This window comes from Flavobacterium sp. GCM10023249 (assembly GCF_042653365.1).
Classification (GTDB): domain Bacteria; phylum Bacteroidota; class Bacteroidia; order Flavobacteriales; family Flavobacteriaceae; genus Flavobacterium.
Window position 1 is genome coordinate 57,324 of sequence record NZ_JBHSHZ010000009.1, and the last position, 22,166, is coordinate 79,489.

The 22,166-nt window shown below is 33.5% G+C and carries 22 protein-coding genes and 1 tRNA gene; 10 read left to right on the forward strand and 13 right to left on the reverse strand.

The window, feature by feature from the left end; genetic code table 11:
* Positions 1 to 29 precede the first annotated feature (29 nt).
* On the forward strand, positions 30 to 176 hold the full coding sequence (locus tag ACFO7M_RS06935; protein ID WP_379713484.1) for an SsrA-binding protein: 147 nt from the start codon (positions 30 to 32) through the stop codon (positions 174 to 176).
* Here ACFO7M_RS06935 and ACFO7M_RS06940 read toward each other — a convergent pair.
* Complete coding sequence (locus tag ACFO7M_RS06940) at positions 166 to 678, reverse strand: adenine phosphoribosyltransferase (protein WP_379713487.1); 513 nt, start codon at positions 676 to 678, stop codon at positions 166 to 168. The genes ACFO7M_RS06935 and ACFO7M_RS06940 overlap by 11 nt on opposite strands.
* Before the next feature lie 105 nt (positions 679 to 783).
* On the opposite strand from ACFO7M_RS06940, the gene ACFO7M_RS06945 reads away from it, so the two are divergent.
* The 5 genes from ACFO7M_RS06945 to ACFO7M_RS06965 all read left to right on the forward strand — a co-directional run bounded on the left by ACFO7M_RS06945 (position 784) and on the right by ACFO7M_RS06965 (position 4,654).
* Positions 784 to 857: transfer RNA gene (locus tag ACFO7M_RS06945), tRNA-Arg, on the forward strand.
* 107 nt (positions 858 to 964) lie between these two features.
* Positions 965 to 3,343, forward strand: coding sequence for a PAS domain-containing protein (locus ACFO7M_RS06950; protein ID WP_379734794.1), 2,379 nt, complete (start codon positions 965 to 967; stop codon positions 3,341 to 3,343).
* The gene (locus tag ACFO7M_RS06955) at positions 3,318 to 3,698 is read left to right on the forward strand and encodes a response regulator (protein WP_379734796.1); all 381 of its coding nucleotides are present in this window, start codon (positions 3,318 to 3,320) and stop codon (positions 3,696 to 3,698) included. Before ACFO7M_RS06950 ends, ACFO7M_RS06955 begins: the two co-directional genes overlap by 26 nt.
* 26 nt (positions 3,699 to 3,724) lie before the next feature.
* The gene (locus tag ACFO7M_RS06960; protein WP_379734798.1) at positions 3,725 to 4,297 is read left to right on the forward strand and encodes a pentapeptide repeat-containing protein; all 573 of its coding nucleotides are present in this window, start codon (positions 3,725 to 3,727) and stop codon (positions 4,295 to 4,297) included.
* A gap of 57 nt (positions 4,298 to 4,354) precedes the next feature.
* A complete protein-coding gene (locus tag ACFO7M_RS06965; RefSeq protein WP_379734800.1) occupies positions 4,355 to 4,654 on the forward strand; it encodes a DUF1905 domain-containing protein in 300 nt (99 codons plus the stop codon).
* A gap of 58 nt (positions 4,655 to 4,712) precedes the next feature.
* On the opposite strand, the gene ACFO7M_RS06970 is transcribed toward ACFO7M_RS06965, so the two are convergent.
* Positions 4,713 to 5,312 (reverse strand): nitroreductase family protein, encoded by a 600-nt coding sequence (locus tag ACFO7M_RS06970; RefSeq protein ID WP_379734802.1) that lies wholly within the window; start codon positions 5,310 to 5,312, stop codon positions 4,713 to 4,715.
* 95 nt (positions 5,313 to 5,407) lie between these two features.
* On the opposite strand from ACFO7M_RS06970, the gene ACFO7M_RS06975 reads away from it, so the two are divergent.
* Positions 5,408 to 5,767: a winged helix-turn-helix transcriptional regulator gene (locus tag ACFO7M_RS06975; RefSeq protein ID WP_379734803.1), complete on the forward strand. Its 360-nt coding sequence runs from the start codon at positions 5,408 to 5,410 to the stop codon at positions 5,765 to 5,767.
* A 13-nt stretch (positions 5,768 to 5,780) separates the two neighbouring features.
* Here the strand turns inward: ACFO7M_RS06975 and ACFO7M_RS06980 are convergent, their stop codons facing one another.
* Genes ACFO7M_RS06980 through ACFO7M_RS06990 form a run of 3 tightly spaced genes read right to left on the reverse strand, consistent with a single transcriptional unit; the run spans position 5,781 to position 8,796 of the window.
* Positions 5,781 to 6,458, reverse strand: a complete 678-nt coding sequence (locus tag ACFO7M_RS06980) for an ABC transporter ATP-binding protein (protein WP_379734805.1) — start codon at positions 6,456 to 6,458, stop codon at positions 5,781 to 5,783.
* Positions 6,458 to 7,714 carry an ABC transporter permease gene (locus tag ACFO7M_RS06985; protein WP_379734807.1) on the reverse strand — a complete coding sequence of 419 codons (1,257 nt, stop codon included), beginning with the start codon at positions 7,712 to 7,714 and terminating at the stop codon, positions 6,458 to 6,460. Before ACFO7M_RS06985 ends, ACFO7M_RS06980 begins: the two co-directional genes overlap by 1 nt.
* A complete protein-coding gene (locus ACFO7M_RS06990; RefSeq protein WP_379713509.1) occupies positions 7,714 to 8,796 on the reverse strand; it encodes an efflux RND transporter periplasmic adaptor subunit in 1,083 nt (360 codons plus the stop codon). Before ACFO7M_RS06990 ends, ACFO7M_RS06985 begins: the two co-directional genes overlap by 1 nt.
* Before the next feature lie 103 nt (positions 8,797 to 8,899).
* On the opposite strand from ACFO7M_RS06990, the gene ACFO7M_RS06995 reads away from it, so the two are divergent.
* Together ACFO7M_RS06995 and ACFO7M_RS07000 are read left to right on the forward strand one after the other, a co-directional pair.
* Positions 8,900 to 9,652 (forward strand): sulfite exporter TauE/SafE family protein, encoded by a 753-nt coding sequence (locus tag ACFO7M_RS06995; RefSeq protein WP_379713513.1) that lies wholly within the window; start codon positions 8,900 to 8,902, stop codon positions 9,650 to 9,652.
* Between the two features lie 201 nt (positions 9,653 to 9,853).
* Complete coding sequence (locus ACFO7M_RS07000; protein WP_379713516.1) at positions 9,854 to 10,126, forward strand: DUF4242 domain-containing protein; 273 nt, start codon at positions 9,854 to 9,856, stop codon at positions 10,124 to 10,126.
* 39 nt (positions 10,127 to 10,165) lie between these two features.
* Here the strand turns inward: ACFO7M_RS07000 and ACFO7M_RS07005 are convergent, their stop codons facing one another.
* A complete protein-coding gene (locus ACFO7M_RS07005; protein WP_379735510.1) occupies positions 10,166 to 12,796 on the reverse strand; it encodes a valine--tRNA ligase in 2,631 nt (876 codons plus the stop codon).
* Between the two features lie 289 nt (positions 12,797 to 13,085).
* Between ACFO7M_RS07005 and ACFO7M_RS07010 the strand changes: the two genes are divergently transcribed.
* Positions 13,086 to 13,520 carry a DUF1573 domain-containing protein gene (locus ACFO7M_RS07010; RefSeq protein WP_379713519.1) on the forward strand — a complete coding sequence of 145 codons (435 nt, stop codon included), beginning with the start codon at positions 13,086 to 13,088 and terminating at the stop codon, positions 13,518 to 13,520.
* A 90-nt stretch (positions 13,521 to 13,610) separates the two neighbouring features.
* Here ACFO7M_RS07010 and ACFO7M_RS07015 read toward each other — a convergent pair whose 3' ends face one another.
* From ACFO7M_RS07015 to ACFO7M_RS07045, 7 genes are all read right to left on the reverse strand, one after another.
* Positions 13,611 to 14,543, reverse strand: a complete 933-nt coding sequence (locus ACFO7M_RS07015) for a hypothetical protein (RefSeq protein WP_379713521.1) — start codon at positions 14,541 to 14,543, stop codon at positions 13,611 to 13,613.
* Positions 14,540 to 17,455 carry a LysM peptidoglycan-binding domain-containing protein gene (locus ACFO7M_RS07020; protein ID WP_379734809.1) on the reverse strand — a complete coding sequence of 972 codons (2,916 nt, stop codon included), beginning with the start codon at positions 17,453 to 17,455 and terminating at the stop codon, positions 14,540 to 14,542. The genes ACFO7M_RS07015 and ACFO7M_RS07020 overlap by 4 nt, the downstream gene beginning before the upstream one ends.
* The gene (locus ACFO7M_RS07025) at positions 17,455 to 17,949 is read right to left on the reverse strand and encodes a DUF4280 domain-containing protein (protein ID WP_379713526.1); all 495 of its coding nucleotides are present in this window, start codon (positions 17,947 to 17,949) and stop codon (positions 17,455 to 17,457) included. The genes ACFO7M_RS07020 and ACFO7M_RS07025 overlap by 1 nt, the downstream gene beginning before the upstream one ends.
* Before the next feature lie 18 nt (positions 17,950 to 17,967).
* Complete coding sequence (locus tag ACFO7M_RS07030) at positions 17,968 to 18,795, reverse strand: hypothetical protein (protein ID WP_379713528.1); 828 nt, start codon at positions 18,793 to 18,795, stop codon at positions 17,968 to 17,970.
* Positions 18,796 to 18,857: 62 nt separating this feature from the next.
* Positions 18,858 to 19,337 carry a hypothetical protein gene (locus tag ACFO7M_RS07035; RefSeq protein WP_379734811.1) on the reverse strand — a complete coding sequence of 160 codons (480 nt, stop codon included), beginning with the start codon at positions 19,335 to 19,337 and terminating at the stop codon, positions 18,858 to 18,860.
* Positions 19,338 to 19,399: 62 nt separating this feature from the next.
* The gene (locus ACFO7M_RS07040; RefSeq protein WP_379713532.1) at positions 19,400 to 20,416 is read right to left on the reverse strand and encodes a DUF2931 family protein; all 1,017 of its coding nucleotides are present in this window, start codon (positions 20,414 to 20,416) and stop codon (positions 19,400 to 19,402) included.
* Positions 20,417 to 20,474: 58 nt separating this feature from the next.
* Positions 20,475 to 22,163 carry a T6SS phospholipase effector Tle1-like catalytic domain-containing protein gene (locus ACFO7M_RS07045; RefSeq protein WP_379734813.1) on the reverse strand — a complete coding sequence of 563 codons (1,689 nt, stop codon included), beginning with the start codon at positions 22,161 to 22,163 and terminating at the stop codon, positions 20,475 to 20,477.
* Positions 22,164 to 22,166 lie beyond the last annotated feature (3 nt).

Genomic DNA, 22,166 nt, shown 5'->3' on the forward strand with positions numbered 1-22,166 from the left:
CTTTTTTATATATTTGCTTAAAAAAAAGTATGTATAAAGTCTTAGCTAAAATCAACAAGGTCGTACTTCCAAGTTTTACGAAAAAGCAACTAGATCCTGCAAAAGCAAAAAAATGGCAAATGGCCATTTTAGCATGGCGTTATTATGTAACTACTCGCGCTCTGTCTAGTAAGTAATTGCCGCAAAGATTTCGTTCTTTTTTATCTTTTCTCTACCCGATAAAAAAGAGAGTTCCATTAAAAAATTACACTGTACAATCTCACCACCCAATTTCTCAACCAATTCACAAACTGCCTTGGCGGTACCACCTGTCGCTAATACATCATCGTGAATTAACACCTTATCCCCTTTTTGAATAGCATCAATATGCATTTCAAGAACATCCTGACCGTATTCCAGTTCATAGCTTGCCGAAATGGTCTCATAAGGCAATTTATTCGCTTTTCTAACCGGTACAAATCCTGCGTTTAGTTTTTCTGCCAATAAAATACCAAAAAAGAAACCTCTCGATTCTACCCCAACCACCTTATCAATTGTAATTCCATTCAAGTTAGAAACTAAAATTTCAAGCATTTTTTCCCTCGCTTTTGGGTTTAACAAGAGTGGAGTGATGTCTTTGAATAAAATTCCTTCTTTCGGAAAGTCTTGAATATCACGGAAATACTGTTCTAAATTCATTTTTATTGATTTTTTTAAAAAATTTACTTTGCAAGTTACACATTTGTTTCTATATTTGCACCCGCAAACAGCATAATACTCATGAGTATTTGCAAAAGCAAAAAAGGCCTCGTGGCGCAACTGAATAGCGCATCTGATTACGGCTCAGAAGGTTACAGGTTTGAATCCTGTCGAGGTCACAAAAGCCCACCGGTAGGTGGGCTTTTTTTTGTGTCTGAAATTTCCGTATCTCTCATCTATATTTGTCTGATTTTTAGCTATATTTGCCAGCTAAAAATGGATTTAAGTGAATTTTGAAAAGAAAATAACGACGCTAATCAATTGGTTTTTATCTCGACCAAAAGCTTCTGGTTGTATTGTTTTCAGTTTCTTTCTTTTCGTTTTAGGACTCAGCATTTTCTTTAAATACCAAGTTAATAACGAAAATGAAAAACATGAGATGAACAACATCCTAAATGTTGTCAAGAAAAACATAGAGCAAAATTTAAAAAATAATTACGCAGCTGTCATTACACTCGCTTTATCTATTAACGATTCAGGAGAACCCAAAAACTTCGAACAGATTGCAGAAAATCTCGTTAAGAGCTACGAAAATATCAATGCTGTTCAATTAGTTCCAGGCGGAGTAATTAAATACACCTATCCACTCAAAGGAAATGAAGCCGCTACTAATTTTGATATTTTACATCATCCACTACATAGAGCTGCTGCATTAAAAGCTATCGAATCTAAATCGATTTATTTTTCGGGTCCGGTAGAACTTAAACAAGGCGGTTTGGGCGTTGTGGGAAGGTTACCTATTTTTAAAAAAGGGAAATTTTGGGGTTTTTCTGCAGTCATTGTAAAATTTGATGATTTCATCAAATCAACAGGTATTAGCTCTTTTAAAAGCGATAAATATTATTTTCAACTTTCAAAAGTTAATCCGATAACTAAGAAAAATGAATTTTTCTTGGAAGACAAATCCGACTTCAGCGACAAACCATTTAATGTAGTCGATATACCAGAGGGAGATTGGAAACTTTACATTATTTCCAAAAAAAATTCCCATTTACCAGAATATATAATTCTTACCTTATTTTCTTTATTTGTTAGTTTCCTTTCTGGATTTTTCACCACTACCCTTTTAAAAAAACCGGCTGAATTACAAGAATTGGTAAAAAAGCAAACCAAAAAAATAACACAGAGCGAACTTTTATTCAAATCGATATTTGAACACGCTGGTTTGGGAATTATTCATACTAATTCGATTACAGGAGATTTTATTGATGCTAATGATAAGTTTAGTGAACTAATAGGTTACAATAAGGATGAAATCAAGAAAATGAATTTCATGATGATTACCCATCCTGATGATCTGGAAGAAGACATTGATAATATGAAAAAGCTCCGTAGTGGAGAAATCAGTCAATTTTCAATGGAAAAACGTTATTTTCATAAAAATGGAAATATAATTTGGGCCAGAATCACAATTTCACCACTTTGGGAAAAGAATGAAAATTCAAATAGCCATATTGCCATTATTGAAGATATTTCCAGAAGAAAAGCAACCGAAAAAGAAATTTTAGAATCCAAACAAAAAATAAACGATATCATTGATAGTATTGACGGAGTTGTTTGGGAAGGAAATTCAAAAGATCCGGGAGTAAGTTTTGTGAGTAAGAAATCATTTGACATTTTGGGTTATACACCCGAAGAATGGATGTCGGATGAAATGTTCTGGCGAAAAATAATACACCCTGATGATCAAGATTGGGTAATTGATTATAGCAATCAATGTGCACAAGACAAAACACCATTCGATTTTGAATACCGAATGATTCATAAAAACGGTAACGTTGTTTGGGTAAGAGACATCGTGAGTGTTTACCACGAAGAAGTAACCTCAACCCGTTTCCGAGGTATATTAATTGATATTACAAGATCAAAACAATTTGAGATTGATCTTAACAACTCGCTAAAATTAGTTACCGAGCAAAACAAACGATTGTTAAATTTCTCACATATCGTATCTCACAACCTTAGATCACATACCAGTAATATTGAATCATTGATCAATCTGATTGAAGTAAGCGAAGACGAGGAAGAACGAAATGAAATGTTAGGATTACTTAAATCGGTTTCAGAAACATTAAGTCAAACAATGATCAACCTGAATGAAGTCGTTTCTATACAAACTAACATCGATCAGGTAGTTGAAAAACTTGAGCTTAATAAATACATCCATAAAACATTACAAGTGCTTCATAATAAAATATCCAAATATGAAGCCAACATTATCAATACCATTTCGGATAGCACAACCGTCTATTTTAACCCGGCTTATCTAGAAAGTGTGCTTCTTAATTTTATCTCAAATTCTATCCGATACAAACATCCGGACAGAAAACCAGAAATTAAATTACAATCGTATACAGAAAACAATTATCTTGTACTGGAAATTCAAGACAATGGTATTGGGATTGATTTGAAAAAAAATGGCAAGAAGTTATTCGGTTTGTACAAAACATTTACCAATAACATAGAATCGAGAGGAATTGGCTTATTCATCACCAAAAACCAAATCGATGCCATGAAAGGCAAAATAGAAGTCGAGAGTAAAGTAAACGAAGGGACAACATTTAAAATTTATTTTAACAATGCAAAAGAAAATATACATCATTGATGATGACCCTATTTATAAATTAGTGACGCACAAGCTCATTAAAAAAACTAATCTTTTTGGTGAAACACGTGATTTTGCTAATGGAAGTGAGGCGTTGAACTATTTTGAATCAACCACAGATTTTCCTGATGTTCTCCTTCTAGATTTAGAAATGCCCGAAATGGACGGCTGGGAATTTTTAGAAGAGTTTTGCCACTTGAAGAAAAAAATGGATCATAAAGGTATCATTTATATCGCTAGTTCTTCTATTGCACTCGAAGACAAAGCTAAAGCCGAACAATACAAATGCGTTAAAGAATTTCTAAGCAAACCTATCAATTTGGATAAATTGAGAAAAATTGCTGATCAAGAATAAACTATATTTGCACCAAATTTAATGAAATGAGTGCAGAATTTATTTACGACAAAGAATACAACCATCATACTTTTTCACAATACGAAATCAGTAACAACGAATACGAAAACTGTATTTTCGACCATTGTGATTTTACCCAATGCAACTTCGTAGGAGCCATATTTGTTGACTGTACCTTCAATCATTGTAATTTTAAAGAAACTAAAATTGGTCATGTGGCACTTCGTGGTGTGCAATTCAATGATTGCGATTTTACATCCGTGAATTTTGCCATGACCGATCAAAAAATTTACGAATTCCATTTCACGAATTGCTTATTGGATTATTCCATGTTTTACAAACTAAAGCTAAAAAGAATGCAGTTTACCAATTGCAGTATGGTTTCTGTCGATTTTATGGAAAGCGATTTAACAGAAGCCTTGTTTGACAACTGCAATTTACGATTGGCTGTTTTTTCAGATACCGATTTAACCAAAGCCGACTTATATAGCAGCCACAACTTTTCGATTCATCCCGTTAAGAATAAAATCAAAAAGGCTATTTTTTCCAACGAGAATGTAAAAGGCTTATTGGATCATTTTGAAGTAATCATCAAGTAACTACGATAAACTCCATCCTGTGCTCATCTGAAAACAACGTGGAAATTCATAATCACAATGCCCAACCTCATCAAATACACCTTTTCTGCAACAATATGGCAATACGAAGGGCCTAATGGCTGGTATTTTGTATCTCTCCCACTGGACATTTCAAAAGAGATAAGAGAAAACTTAAAATGGCAAGAGGAAGGTTGGGGCAGATTAAAAGCTACCGTACAAATTGAAAACCAGGAATGGAAAACAGCTATTTGGTTTGATACTAAACAAAACACCTATCTCCTACCCTTAAAAGCTGCCATTAGAATCAAATGCCATTTAGAAAAAGACCAAGAAATTACCGTTACTATTTTGGTATAAAAAAACTACTTACACTTCATGAGCTTTTACTAAAAGTGTAAGTAATAAAAACTATGTCTTACAATTCAGTTATGATTTGTTCAACTTGTAATCTTGATTTAGGCTTTACTTCGGGTTGATTTGCATCATTTTCATCTCGTATTCCAATCGCTACAGCAAACAAAGGCTGGTAATCTTCCAATTGTAGTATCTGTTTGTATTTCTCTTTTTCAATACCTTCCATAGGTGTCGAATCGATTCCTAAACTAGCACACGCCGATAAAAAATAACCTAATGATAAATACACCTGATGTTGCAACCAGGCTTTGATTTCATGTTCCGGCAATGGTTTTATAAACTGACGATAGTAACCTACTGCACCTTCAGGTAAATTAGCTTCGATTTGCTGCTCAAATTTATCCAAATCATCAATCGCACTAAACACCACCGTGTAACTCGATTCTAACACCTTAGGAGCGTTAAAATAAGAAGCCTCAGCAAGTTCTTGTTTTATATCTGGATTGGATACAAAAATAAAATGCCACGGTTGACTATTAATTGAAGATGGTGACAACTGCAAAATGTTTTTCAATTTAGTAATTACCTCATCCGATAACTTTTCATTGGCATTATATTTCTTAGTTGTATAACGCTTTTGAGCCAATTCTAAAAAATCCATATTTTCTTTTTAAATTAAACTATACTTTTTATAGTTGCAAAACTATTTATAGTTTAATACATTTGCAATAACGGTCAAATTGTATAGTTTAAAAAATGTATAAAATAGACGATAAAAAATTTCCTTGCAGTACAAGTCTTGCGATGAAATATATTGGAGGCAAATGGAAAACCGTAATCTTAATTCACCTTTTTTCTAAAAAGAGATACAATGAATTACGCAAAGAAATACCCATGGTAACCGAAAGAACATTAAGTATACAACTTAAAGAACTAGAAAACGATGGTTTAATTTCAAGAACGGTCTATACCAGTAAGCCACCACTTAAAGTAGAATATGAATTAACCGAACTTGGCAAAACAGTAATTCCATTGTTGAATGCTTTAGCAGAATGGGGGAAATTTATGGGCGAATCTCATTTAAAAGTGGCTACTGAACCTTGCTTCGTAAGTTAATTGGAGATTTAAATTAAATTAATATCCTACCATCTTCCATGGTTATGATTCGATGGGTGCGATTGGCAAAATCAGGATCATGTGTTACAATTAATAAGGTTTGATTGTGTTCTTGCGTCAATTGATTGAAAATATCAAACACAATATCACTGTTTTTCTTATCCAAATTTCCAGTAGGTTCATCTCCCATAATAATAAGGGGATTATTAATTAATGCTCTTGCTATCGCAACGCGCTGCTTTTGTCCACCGCTCAATTGATTCGGCATTTTTAAGGCATGCTCATGCATATCCAATGTTCGAAGATGTTCAATTGCATTATGTTCTATTTCTGCTTCGGATAGACGGCCCAATTTCAAACCAGGCAGCATCACGTTTCGCAATACATTAAACTCGTTCAATAAATAATGAAACTGGAAAACGAAACCTATATTTTCATTGCGAATTTGAGCTAATTCTTTGTCGGTTTTACCTGTAATCAACTCTTCATCCATAATGATCTCACCTTCATAATCCGTATCCATAGTCGATAATAAATATAATAAGGTAGACTTCCCGCAGCCCGATTTTCCCACAATAGAAACAAACTCACCATGTTCCACTTGCAAATCAATTTCTTTGAGAACCTGAATGCGGACAGGATCATTAAAATATTTGGTTAATTTTTTAGTCTCTAAAACAATTGTACTCATTATTTTCCTCTAATAATTTCTACAGGATCAACTTTACTGGCTTTTAAGGCAGGAAACAAACCTGCAATGAAAGTGGTAATTAAAGCAAATGTTATTCCTATAATATAAAACAACGGATTATAGTTTACCGGAAAGGTTTTTATTGTAGGCAATGCAGCCGTATTAAACGGTATCACATCAATAATATTCGAAAAAACAAACCCAAATATAAGTCCCAACACACCACCACAAATCCCAATTACCATAGATAAAAACATGAAAATCCATTTCACATCTGCACCTGAAAAACCAGTGGCTTTGAGAATGGCAATACTATCCATTTTTTCAAATATCATCATATTGAGAATATTATAAATACCAAATCCTGCTACGATAAGTAATACAATACCTACTGCGTAGGAAATAATACTTCGAATAGTCGTACCCGTTTCAAATTGTGAATTCGTCGTTTGAAAATCTATAGCATCGACGCTATACTTTGTTCGATATTCATTAGCCAATGATGGAGCCAAGTCAATATCATTAATTTTTACTTGAACATCTGTAATATAACTTTTTGGAACTCCCAAAATTTTTTGTGCCATAGCCAATGAAGTGTAACTGGTTACATCATCTATTTCAGCAATCCCAATTTGAATAATTCCTACAATTTTCATTGAAGTCAAACTCCCTTTTGGCGTAGTTATCTTGATAATATCACCCTTTTTAAGAAGCATTTTAGTCGACAACCCTTTGCCAATGATGATACTATTATTTTGCTGCAGGTCTTCCACTTTCCCTTCTACCATATAATCGTTTAAGGAAAAAAGTTTTTGTTCCGTAAGCACATCAATACCATTAACAACACCTGAAATTTCAATCGTTCCCGAGTTAAAAAAAACAGGAGTAGTAATTTTAGGTGCAACGTCGAATACCCTGTCATCCTGCTTTAAACTCTGAATAATTGCTTTAGCATTGTAAATAGATTTTCCTCTATCCTTAGGCTTAATAGAATTGATAAAATTCACATCATTTTTGTATTTTTCTGAAATAGTGACAGGTTGGTTTTCGGAAGGTTTTATTTCATTGTACAATCGAACATGAGGTGTACGGTTAATGATCAAACCATCAAGCAAATCATTCATTCCATACATGAAACTAACCAAAGTAATAAACATGGCTATACCAAATGTTACTCCCACACCTGCAATCACAGTTTGTTTCAATCGGGAGCGCATTAAATGCAATGCAATGGAAAAAACGAGTTTACAATTCATTATTGGGGTAAATAAATAGTTTCATTAGCTTTCAAACCATCGAGAACTTCAACATTTTGATAATCACTCAAACCAATTTTAATTTTTCGTTTTTCATCTTCATTAACCAAAACATAATTATCATCAATGAGATAATTACGGGGAATCGTTAGCGCATCTTTTTTCGAATTTATAATAATGTTCGCTTCTGCTGTAAGATTGGGATATAATTTAGGCGGCGATTTTACAAAATGAGCTTCAATTTTAAAAGTTCTGGAGCGAATATCCATAATAGGATAAATTTTATCAACCGAAGCTTCAAATACTTGTCCTTTATAGCTATCCATCGTTACTACTATTTTTTGACCTACAGTCACGCGAACCATATCATTCTCATCAATTTCAAGTTCCAATATGTAATTATCCTTCTTCCCAATGATGGCCAATGGTGTTTGTGGATTGACCATTGTTCCCTCTTTTACCAAAACATCAAACAATTCACCGGAAAAAGCACTTTTTATGGTAAAATCACCTTGGGCTTTTTGATTGATTTTTAGATTCACCTTACTTCTACTTTGTTCATTTGCCAATTGAGCCTTAAGTTGAGAAAGTTGTTTTAAAGCAGTCGCGTAGGTCGCTTTTGAAGTTTTATAAGCTAATTCCGTCTTTTCAAAATCGACTTCTGAAATGGCATTGTATTCCTTAACATTCTTACTACGCTTGTATATTGATTCATCGAGAGCCAATTTATCTTTCGCACTTTGTACGCGTAATTCCGCCTCAGCAATTTTATCTTGAATATACCGCCCGCTTTCCTGACTCATCAAATAGGCTAAACGCGCATTTTCTGTAGCCAATTGTGCTTTTTCACTTTCGATTGCAAATAAAGATTGACCTTTAGTTATGGATTGCCCGGCGCTAACATTGATATCTTGCAAAACACCACTAACAGTAGCATAAACCGTATATTGATTATCTGCTTTGATTACACCTGAAGCATATACACTTTCGGTAACGGCTCCTTTTTTAGGTTGAATTTCATTTGTTTCTTTTTTTCCGCAAGAAAACATTACTAACAGAGAAACTAGTAGTACTTTATTCATGTAAAAAATAATTTTCCGATACTAAAATTACGGAATAACTACTATAATTACGTGACAATTGTCAGTTTATTCATTACATTTATAGTAAATCAGCACACCTACCATGACAGTTGAACTTCTGATCTATTTTATACTCTTGGCATTACTATCAGAAATTGTAGGAACAGTCGGGGGTTTTGGCTCATCGATGCTTTTTGTACCCATAGCTGGTTATTTCTTGGATTTTCACTCTGTATTGGGTGTAACTGCAATTTATCATCTGTCCAGTAATATTTCTAAGATCTATTTCTTTAGGGATGGTTTTGACAAGAAGCTGGTAATCAACATGGGAATTACTTCTATTCTATTTGTGATTTTGGGTGCATTCTTAAGCAAATCCATTTCTTCAAAGCTACTGGAACTACTCCTTGCTCTATTCCTGATAAGCCTAAGCGTGTTGCTCCTTTTTTTTAGAAATAAAAGATTGAAACCAACTAGAACAAATGCTATTCTAGGTGGTAGTATTTCCGGATTTACGGCAGGCCTTTTAGGAACTGGCGGTGCAATTCGAGGAGTTGTTTTGGCGTCATATGGTTTACAGGCTAACGTATTCATTGCAACATCTGCATTGATAGATTTAGGGATTGATGCTAGTCGAAGTGTCGTTTACTCGCTAAATGGTTTTGTACATAAAGACGATTTGTATCTAATTCCTATTTTGTTAATTGTAAGTTTTACAGGCACATATATCGGAAAGAAAATTGTGAATCTAATGTCAGAAAAACAATTTCAAACCATGGTTCTACTGTTAATTCTAATTACCGGAGTAGTAACTCTTTTCAAAGCGATTCCCTTAACAATACTGCAAAAAAGTTGAATTTTAGCAAGAATTGACAAGAATTACTTAAATAAAGATTACTGCCATACCCATACTCTCTTCAAGCTTTTTCGTATATTTATACTTTGATTTCCAAATACTTACCCATTGTGTTTTACTTGTTTATGGAATCCAGAAACCATATAAAAAAACGGGGCAAAACCGAAAAGCCATACGAGTAGGAACTCAAAATTTTTTATTATGCCAAAGTATGTTATTGAAAGAGAAATTCCCGGTGCAGGCGATTTGACGACAGAACAATTAAAATCCATTTCGCAAACATCCTGTGGAGTTTTAAGTGATTTGGGACCACAAATACAGTGGGTTCATAGTTATGTTACGGGCAATAAAATTTATTGCATTTACAATGCACCCAACGAAGAAATGGTTCGTGAACACGCGCAAAAAGGCGGTTTCCCAGCCAATGCAGTAAATAAAGTACACACCATTATTGATCCTGTCACTGCAGAATAAAAAAAAATCCCATCAACAGATGGGATTTAATAATTTAGCTTATTTAAGACTCATTAAACTTTGCTCAATAGTAGCTATTTTTGCTAAAGCGTCTGCTTCTTTTTTGCGTTCATTGTCTATAACTTCGGTTTTTGCGTTGGCCACAAATTTTTCATTGGACAATTTCACCTGAACCGATTTCAAAAAGCCTTTGATATAGTTCAATTCTTCCGTTAATTTAGCAATTTCAGCCTCAATATCAATATTACCTGTAATCGGAATAAAGTATTCGTTCGATTTAACGCGGTATGACAATGCGCCATCTACTTTTTCAGTAACGTATTCTAAGGTACTAATATTGGTTAGCTTCATAATTACAGCATCAAAAAAGTTAGCTGCCTTTTCATTATTAACTACTTTCAATTCAATAGCATCTTTGAATGGAATGTTTTTGTCTTTTCTGATGGTTCTGATTCCTGAAATTACATCCGAAGCCAATTCAAAATCAGTGATGATTTTTTCATTGTAAGGTTTCATTTCCGGCCATTGTGCAACAATCAAAGCCTCTTCTGGTGTTCTGTCAGCAATATACTGCCATATTTCCTCAGTTAAGAAAGGCATAAATGGATGCAATAACTTCAGGTTTGCTTCCAACATTTCAATGGCTTTATTAAAAGTTGCTCTGTCAATCGGTTGTTGGTATCCCGGTTTAATCATTTCAAGGAACCAAGAACAGAAATCATCCCAAACCAATTTATAGATAGCCATCAATGCATCGGATATTCTGTATTTTTCAAAATTATCTTCGATTTCAACTAATGCTTTTTGCAATTTAGCCTCGTACCAATCGATTGCAGCTTTAGACGATTCAGGCTGTTCACTATCAGCCACTTCCCATCCTTTGATCAAACGGAAAGCATTCCAGATTTTGTTCGCAAATCCTTTACCTTGATTGCATAATTCTTCATCGAATAAAATATCATTTCCTGCCGAGGCACTCAACAATAAACCAACACGAACTCCATCAGCTCCAAATTTCTCGATCAATCCAAGCGGTTCGGGTGAATTACCTAATGATTTTGACATTTTACGGCCTTGTTTATCACGAACCAATCCTGTCAAATATACATTCGAGAACGGTTTTGCATCGGCATATTCGTATCCCGCAATAATCATTCTGGCAACCCAGAAGAATAAAATATCCGGACCAGTTACTAAATCATTCGTTGGATAATAATAGTTGAAATCTTCATTCTCGGGATCCATAATTCCTCCGAAAACGGCCATCGGCCACAACCAAGAAGAGAACCATGTATCTAATGCATCTGCATCCTGCCGCAAATCAGTTGCTTGTAAATTCCCATTTCCTGTTTTTTGCTTTGCCAATTCCAAAGCATCAGCAGGAGTTTCAGCCACAACAAAATCTTCTTTCCCTTCACCGTAATAATACGCTGGAATTTGTTGGCCCCACCATAACTGGCGAGAAATGTTCCAATCGCGGATATTGTTCAACCAATGCGCGTAAGTATTATTAAAACGACTTGGATATAATTTAATTTCATCCGATTCTAGAACTGCTTTTATAGCTGGCTTCACCAAATCTTCCATTTTCAGGAACCATTGATCCGATAAACGTGGTTCGATTACCGCTTTAGTTCTTTCCGAAGTACCAACGTTGTTCGTATGAGTTTCAATTTTAGCCATCAACCCAAGTGATTCTAATTCTTTTGAAATTTCTTCACGAACCACAAAACGGTCTTTACCTTGGTAATGCAATCCGAACGAATTCAAGGAAGCATCTTCATTGAAAATATCGATAATTTCCAAGTTATGTTTGGCACCCAACTCTTTATCATTTACATCATGAGCTGGAGTTACTTTCAAACATCCAGTACCAAATTCCATATCCACATATTCATCAAAGATGATTGGAATTACACGATTACAAATTGGAACGATTGCATTTTTTCCTTTCAAATGGAAATAACGCTCGTCTTCAGGGTGAATACATACAGCTGTATCTCCTAAAATTGTTTCCGGACGAGTTGTCGCGATAGTAACAAATTCGTTTGAACCTTCAATTTGGTATTTCAAATGGTACAATTTACCTTGTCTTTCCTCATAAATAACCTCTTCATCTGACAAAGTAGTCTTTGCTTCTGGATCCCAATTAACCATTCGGTAACCACGGTAGATCATTCCTTTGTTGTATAAATCCACAAAAGAACGAATAACTGAAGCTGACATATCCGGATCCATAGTAAATTTAGTACGATCCCAGTCACAAGAACAACCCAATTGTTTTAATTGTTCCAAAATTGTTCCACCGTATTTGTCGGTCCATTCCCAAGCATGCTTTAAGAATTCGTCACGGGTTAAATCGTTTTTATTGATTCCCTCTGATTTCAATTTCGCTACTACTTTAGCTTCGGTAGCAATAGAAGCATGATCAGTTCCGGGAACCCAACAAGCATTGAAACCTTTTAAGCGGGCACGACGAATTAACACATCCTGAATCGTATTATTTAACATATGCCCCATGTGTAACACTCCGGTTACATTAGGTGGCGGGATTACAATCGTATAGGGTGTTCTGTGGTCAGGCTTCGAGTGAAAATACTTATTTTCCATCCAGTAGTCATACCATTTCTTTTCTACTGATTTTGCTTCAAATTGTGCAGGTATCATGATCTTTTATTGATTTTTAAACTATTAAAATAATGTTTCAGCTGAACTGAAATCGTTTTACAAAAAAATACGTGTGTAAGCTCTCCTGCCCGTGTAACCTTTGCATGGGGCAACGGGAAAGAATAGTTGAGTCTAAAGACAGACTCGTTCTTGAAAAAGTATGTAGAATTGACTTTGGTACACTTTTTGTAATTTATATGCAAAAGTAAGGAAACTGCGTAAATATAAAAAGAAGAAAATTTTTTGTAAGTTTACGGAAACAAATCTAACTTTACTTGCTAAATTAATTGATATGAAAAAATTAATGTCGTTAATAGCTGTTATTGCTATCGGTATTTCAGCTCAGGCCCAAAGTGGTGCTAAAATTGAATTTAAAGACAAAGATAACACTATTGATTATGGTACTGTTACAAAGGAAACAGACAATGGAATTAGAGTTTTTGAATTTACCAATACAGGTGATGCACCTTTGATTATTACTAATGTGCAATCTACTTGTGGTTGTACTGTTCCAAGTACACCGAAAGAACCAATTTTACCTGGAAAAAAAGGAAAAATTGAAGTGAAATATAACATGAACCCAGGTCCAATACGCAAAACGATTACTGTAGAATCCAATGCTGTGAATTATGAAGGTGGTAAAGTTCCTTTAAAAATAAAGGGAACAGTTGTAGCACCTGCAGATGTTAATGTTTTAGAAAAGAAAAAGTCGTTGATGACACAATAAAAAAAGCCCTGAAATTCAGGGCTTTTTTTTTATTCTTCAGTATTAAAAAGCTTTATCATTTCTCTCCGACTGTACATTTTTAACACTACTTTATTTTACTTTTTTTATAGGATACTCTTCATTCCCTGGATTGATGTTCGAAATAGGTTCTCCAGAGATTATATAATTTCCATCCTCTTTTTGAATATAAATACTTCCAAGTTCATCATACTTCTTATTAAACTGAATCTTGATTTTATCTTTATCAATTAGCTCAGCTATTAAATTTTTATAAGTTTCCGGTTTTTCGCCATCTGAAACATAAATGACATCTATCGCTTTTAAACTTTTTATATTTATTTCAAAACTGGTAACTAACTCATCTCTGTTTTCTCTTTTGAAAAAATAGTTACCAGACCAATCATTTGCATTCAAATTTGTTTGTTGGGCTGGTTCCGCTTGATTTACAAAACTTTTTTTGACAAAAGTGATTTTTCCTGTATTTGAATCAACTTTAAACTGATTCCATGATTGAATGTAAATATTATCCTCTTCTTCAGTTATTGCAAGTGTCCAAATATTTAATTTAGCATCAATATAAAAATATTGTGTTACTGCGACTAAAGCTTCAGCGTAATTTTCCTGTTTGTATAATGTTAAGGTATCGGTTACTTTATTTCCTTTTTCTACAGTCAGTTTAATATGCGAATATATATCAGCATCATTTTTACCTGAATTATCTTTTGTTAGCTTCAGTGAAATTTTATCTTTCTTTTTTTCTTCAATTGAATTATCATTCCAGGAAGCATATTTATCATAATCAAACTTAATTTCTCTTAATACTTTTCTTTTTTCTTTAAGAGAAGTGGCATCATTTAATTTGTTTATAAATCCTTCCTGACCAATCATTTCATCACCGATATCAGTTAGTTGGTTTTCAGCCTCAACAACTGCTAGGGGAGCATTATTTGAAATTACATCTTTTTCTTTTTTACAAGAAACTAATACCGCAATTGTGAAAATTAAAACAAGTTTTTTCATCATTTTTTTATCTCTGTTATTTTATCATCACTAAAATTTCCCGAATGGAGATGGCTATTATGTAAAGCACCTCCATCAGAAGCATTCTTTATTTTTTTGCAATAATCATTATTACCAACCAATACTTCCGTAAATTTAAATTTTATAACTGCATCAACGAACTTTTGATCTTTATTTAAATTATTGTAATAAATTGTATCGACACTTCTTCCATTTACGTGTTCTGCACTTGGAAAACAAGAAGCCTCTTTAAAACAACTACCCGTAGTTACAATTCCATCAGAAAAACTACACTCAGCGAGAGCTCCGACAAATCCTGCAAAAACTCCCGGTCCAGTATATCTCCTTTTAGTTTGTGAAAACTCATATTTAACAACAATACCACCGTTTGAGTAACTTAAACTATCTGGCATTTTGATAAGTTCAATATCCTTTCCATTTGATTTATATAGCCTCCATATCTTTCCTTTAGTAGGATGTTTTCCATACTCAGCAATATCATCATTTTTATATTTCACTCTCCTGCTTGTACTACCTTCAGAAACATTATCATCAGATAAAACTTCGGCGTGAGTTGGTTTTGTTTTAAATACAACACCTACATCTTTCCCTTTAGTGTTATGCCAGTCTAATATGCAAATAGCATGCTCTTTGTCACTTTTATCATGATAAACATACTTGTATTTCTTTTCAAATCCTTCTTTAATTTCTTTTGGAATTCTCTTTTCAATTTTACCATCATGATAAACATGATATGTAACAATATCTTTATCAGTTGTATTTTTAAGAATTATTGGACAGGTGCCAAAAAAGTTTAATTTATAACCAACTCCTTCATTATAGAAGTCGTTGATTGCTTCCTCAAATTCCCAAACGTAAGAACTTCCTTTTTTACCTTCATAGAATTGTTTTTTCCCTTTCTTATCAAAGAAGTATTCATCTTTTTCACGTTTGAACATTGGATTATCATCATAGGCATCTTTACTACTATCATAGACTACATAATCTTTTTCTGTTCCGTGCCCACAAGCATTAGGGTAGTTAACAGCCAAATACAAATCGGTTTTGGTTTTTAATTTACCTGTAAACTTTTTCTGTTTGAAAAACTTTTCGACATATTCTAATTGCTGGGTATTAGTCAGTTTTAAGAGTTCTGTTCTTTTTACCCCTAAATCAATTGCAGCTACTTTACCTATTTGGATTAATCCAACATAACCGTTCTTCGAATCATCTTTATGCTTTTTGAATGTCCCACATGTTGGACTGAATGTTCTCCCAGTTTCTAATGCCATTACGGCCATTAACCAATTTGCGCCCTCATTTTTTTCCTGAGGTAATCCTAAATTTTTAGCTACTTCAACAACCTTCTTTCTAAAATCACAACTGACTTTATTACCCCAAATTAAATCATAATCTTTACAGATACACCCAGTCTTTTTCTCATCTTTCTTTTCCGGCAGCTTAACATCCGAAACCTTTGCTACCGTTGTACTTTCTGCTGGTTCATGTTTAAATGCCTTGGTATCGACATCGATAACTGAACTTTTGATATGCGCTTTGCTCTCGATAACTTCTATATCGACAAAAAGTTCCTGAGTACTGCCTTCGAAGAAATCGTCACCGGAACTTTTCGGTATCTTATCCAACGAAAGATTGATTGTAAAATCATCACCTGTAAGTGTGAAATTTTTCACCAATAGCAGTTCGTTCTCTGTTACATCTTCTTCATACAATTTGAATCGTATTTCCTTACCTTTTAATCCCGTTGACTTTATATTCACTCTGAGCGCTGACTGTGTTACCGTTCCTGATATAGGACGACCATTCACATCTGAAAATGAAACATTGGATATGCCTGCTTTCCCCTGTGTTGCAGGTGGCGTTGCTTTTTTAGGCTGTTGTAAAGGAACATTTTTCTTGAATGGTGGAACAATTGGTTTAGGTGGTTGTTTTTTATCCGAAAGATGATCTCCGGTTTCAGTTTTACGTTCCCTTTGAAAATCCGGGTTTCTAACATTCAAGTTTGCACTAGCTTTCGTTTCGCCCGAAGCAAAAGCGGTGACATAATACTCGTGTGTACTACCTTCACTACTGTCACCTTTCGCTAAATACGCATTAGCCACTTTTTTGAAATCCGGTTTCAACACAAACTGTTTGTGGGCTACACCTTTATCACCCACCTCCACTTTACCGTCTTCCACTAAGTTTTTTTCGTTTTCACTACTATGACCGTCACCGGTGGCATCATCTTCCCATAACGAGATATAGATAAATTGTCCTTTTAATCCTGTAGTTTCGACGTGAGCATTAACAATTTCTCCGTAGGCCAGCGGTTTGCTTATAGGATTATTATTGATATCACTAAGTTTCACACTTAGAATTTCTGCCTTTTCAGAAGGTTCTACATTAACAATTAACGAACCTGCACCGTTGGGATCGGGTTCATTTAAAAAGGCAATAATTTTATATTTATTATATGCTGCTTTTTCCTGAAAGCGGAAATGCCCTTCATTTTTTTCAAGTATTTTCTGCGGGTTGGTATCGTTTTGAAGGTAATGTAGTTCCCATTTGACATTGGCAGGGTTACGATCCGCTTCAGGAGTTCCTTCAAACCATTCTTCAACTTCATAGGTCTCCCACTCACCTACTTTAACTAAATTTTTTCCTTTGATAGTCTTTACTCCGCTTTTTGATTTCTCTTCATTGAAAAAAGGAATTTGAAGCGTATCTCCTTCTTTGATATCAAGACGGTAGGTTGGCGAACTGAAAAAACCGCCACCATAAGAAACCAATGGAACATTCGGATTTGCTTGTACCAATTCCGCTTCCGAAATACCATATTGAGAACAAATACTTTGAACCGTATCTTCTTTTTTAACAATATGCGTTTTAAAATCGTTATATCCCTTTTCCATTATTCAGCATGATTGGTTACTTTTTGTTCTTGTGCAATTTTGAAAGCTCCGGTATCTACAGCAGGATTAAGTTGATTCGTAGCTGTTTTATCCGCCTTTCTAGCCTGTTGTTGTGCTGGTTTAGGTTTCTGTCCATGATCGGTGATAGTGATACAATCAGGACCGCCAATAGGACATGTCGCTTTACTGGATTCCATCAGCGCTTTCCCTCCATTTTCGTCTAAAGTAATTTTATCGTAAAAACCACTCCATTTTGTAACTTGTGCCTGACAAGGTTTATAACCGCCTCCTGGTAAAGGTTGTTGTTTGCATGGGCCGAAAGTATTCTTTTCGAATGTTTGACCAATATCCTTATGGGTAGCCATTAATTTTTCACTACCATCTGGATCATTAATAAAAGTCTTTTTTTGGGTTTTTACTTTCAGTTTATCCGGGGCATTGCCATACTTACATTGGCAAGTTGCGCCTTGACATACGAGGTGTTTATCAGCCATAACTACATTTTAAAACAATTAAATACTACTCTCAACCCTTTGTTTTGATTCACTTATCGCCCAATTTCCCTGTTTGGAATTCATCGTTAATTTGATTTCTTCATTTCCTGAAAGTACCATTGATGCTTCACAAGAAAGAAGACTATTGTCTTTAGGATGAAATGTATATTTACCATACATATCAATCCACTCCGATTCTGATTGAATTTCAATATGTATTTCATCTTTGGTCACAATTTCATCATTATTCATTCCTTTTTTTTTCACCAAAACTTGTTGCATTGGAATATCTATTGAAAAATCCATAAATGGTGCCGCTTTCCATTGAGTCACCTTTGTATTATCTTGATAGTGCCCATACAAGGGTTTAAAAAAGAAATAAACAAAAAGATGGTTTTGCATTATACTTTTAAGGAGATTGCTATTTTTTATATTAGTGTCGGTCATTTGAATATACTCCAACGCAGTGTCACCTTCATAATAATTAATGAGCTTATTTTTAATGATCTCCCATCTTTGTAACATTTTTTCATGCTCAAAAATTTGTTCGATTTCACCCAAACTAGTGACCAAGAATTTCAATGGAAATAAAGCATTCCCACAATCGAAAGCCAATTGGTCGAAAACCAAATCTGGTGTACTTCCATCGATTAAAAGATTCTTTCTGTCGAGTTCATATACAAAACCATTTTGGCTGACATTATTCAATAATGTAACCTGCATTTCATATTGAATTGTTTTATCAACCCAATCACCCGAATATTGTCGATGAATCACTTCAAAAGTTTTTATTCCCGGTTTTGGGTGTAGTACAAATAGTTTTGTTGAATCTTCTATTGAATTCATGATTGATTATCGAATAGATTAGCAATTATTTTAATGATTTACACATACTATTTTTGAAATTTTCAAAGAAGTTTCATTATTGAATCCTTACAGATTTCATTATTATTTTTAAATTCCAAATAGAGCGATTCCCTTTTATGCCTATTATTTAACAACTTTGTGAAAATCTCAAAATTTCTTCTCAATTGGATATTTACATCAATGTATTGTTTTTGTTTTTCCAATGGAATTTTAGATTCCGAAATTGTACTGTTCTTTTCAAAGTTTTCAACATTTTGAAGAAATTTATACCCCTCAGTTTCTATCGTGGAAATTTCATTATCGTCCATTGTTCTGAACCAAACAACACATTTTTTTTCAATTTTATCTAGAACTTTGAATTGCTCAACCAAGTAATCAATCACTACTTTACTTTCATTATTTGGATTTAATTGTAGATAAGTAGTGTATTTCTCATCTAAACTTGATTTTGTGTTTTGTGAAAAACCATGTGTAGCGCTTAGTAACACTAAAAATAAAATGATTATACTAGTTTTTCTCATTATCGTTTTCCGTTTATTTTCAGTAAATGTTTCTATGCTTTATATATTCCAAACCGAATAAATTACTCTTCATATGAATCTCTAAATCTCATATGGCTGTTAGGGTAAATTCGAATGCTATCAACTTCTATTGGTTTACCATTTAGATTTATACTTAGCTGACTATTATCTTCTTTAATTTTTATATTAAAAATATTTTCTTTTACTCCCGAGTTTTTCAATAATTCATTAGTTTTTTCCCAATCAAAAAAGATACGAGCTATATACCGTTCATTTTTACCTGTTTCCCAAAATAAATGAATCACTTCAGGAACAGCTCTATCTTTACTAATAGGCTTTGCTACCAATGAACCAAACATTACTTCATATTCACCATTAAAATATTCATTCCCTAATTCAAAAAATTTAGCTCCTCTATTTTCAGAATTCACTTTATGACTCCATTTGTATTTCAATCTGTAGTTATCCCATAAATCAGGGGATACATCTGGCAAATACATACTTTTCTTTGCTTCTTCATAGCGTTCCGGGTGAATTCGGTATTTTTCCATGTAGATTTTTTTTACTTTTTTAATTTCTTCTAAATCAGTAATTTCCATAGCTTTAAAACGCCCGATTTCGTATGAAATAAATGCATATCGCATCCACACTACAATCATCCCTTTAGGAGCAAAACCAAACACCAAAGTACTAAATGGCTGATAAGTATATCTATATCGCTCGAAGTCATCATTATACTGATCTAAAGAAATAAATTCTTTAACGGAATCTTCACCATTATCCGATGTTGGATAACATCGATTGGTCATTTTTTTTATAAATTCTAAATCGAAATCTTGGTTAATCTTATAATACTTATCTTCATAACGTGAATAATACGTAATATCGAATCCAATTGGAGTACCATGTTGCTCTGTCCACATAGCTCCAGAACTACCCCATTCTCCACTTGTACTTCCATAAGGTAATCCAGCAGGAACTCCTTCAAGTGTTTTTATTTGGTCTAAAATTGGTGTAACTTCATATTTTTTATTAGGCTCTGATATTTCAGTACGAAACTCTGGTAATTCTTTATGCATTTGACAATGGGAATGTGTTGTTAATAATAAAATATAAATTATTATTTTATAAAAATATTTAACCATGATGTATTTCTCTTTTTCGTACTTCTTGTTTTAAAGCCCCTTCATTTCTTGCTGATAGTCCAAATAAATTACTTTTTACTGACCAATGCAGATACTCATTACGCAAACGATGTAAATCATTATTATCCATATAGTTGATATAGTGAATAGACTTTACTTCATTAAAATAATTTTTAGAATATAAATCAAAATTTTTAAGTTCTTTATTGTATCCTACTACATAACGATTACGAATGTTAATTTTTGCGTTATAATAATCTTTAATTTGATTATAAACTATGTTTATAAAAGAATCTTTAATTTTATAATCTTCTAATTTATCTGGCTTGTATTTAACATTAAAATCTTTCGATTTTTCTATCATCAAATCCAATGGTATTTTATCGTAGCTATTAAACAAAACCCTTCTACCAACTAACCCATAATTATACTGGTTTTCATACCATTTAGTATGTCGATCAAGGTCTTTTTCATAAAAAAATTGCTTTTTTATTTGAGGGTCTTTAAACCATCCTTCTTCCACTACATATTTTTTAAATAAATCATACTCCTTGTCCTTTCTTTCTTTAGCCATGTTTTTGTGGTCTTCCGTTTCAGCAATCTGGATATTATCAATTACTGAAATTTCTTCAACATTGTCAAGATAAGATCCTCCTATATCAGAATGTACTCCTGGAAGCGTTAGTTCCAAGCCAGATAATCCAGCACTGTTAATATCAGAAAGATCAAAATTTTCCCGATACTCATCATCGGAAACTAAATGAAAAACATATTTAGCTTTTTGAATACTATCTAATTTCAATTCTTTAACATCGTTTCCATGATATGCACCCAAAGAAGCAACTGTATCATAAATTCCAACAAAATTGAAAATGATTTTTTTAATTTTCATACCTAGATGTAACAAACAGGCTCCAAAATAACCATAGTTGTCCAAAATTTTGGTATTTTCTAATACTAAATTAAATTGATGGATTTTGTCATTAAACAAATAATCTGGGTAAACTTTATATTTATTTTTCTTATCACTAATCTCATCTTCTAAAGAATAGTTTGCCATTTTACTGGCTACATGCAAAAAATGCCTTGCAGCTGCTGCCCCTCTACTAAAACCATATACATTAACAAATAAAATATCAATTTCTTTATTATTATATCCCTTTTCAAACATTTGTTTTGCAGCATCCATACATCCTTTTGTTACCTTTGCAGTTACACCAGTATCTCCCATACCAGTAGCCACTCCAGGAAATTTAGAATCGCTTTTTAAATTTTCGGTTCCAATACCCTCTATGTATACTTTAACTTGATTTTCTACATTAGAATCTACTGCATCATAACCTCTGGCTACATTGGTATAATCATTCTCAAAACTATCATCATTTTTATTCCCTGTTTTGATATAAGCTTGATGATTACCCGAGCTTGGATTTCTTGCTTCAGTATTCGTTTTATTATTTTGGGTACCGTCAAAGAAGAGATTCAAATTCACATTGATTGAATTAGATAAAGTGTCCTCCTTATTTGAAGCCTTATAATCGGATTCGACCACGCCGTCTGCCTCGCCTTTCCATTGGTTTTTCATGGGCGTACTGAACTCATAATTGCCTGCATTGGCAGTTAAGTTCATCTCGGTAGAAGTATTAATTAAATCCCCTTCAACAATTCTTGTGATACCCATCTT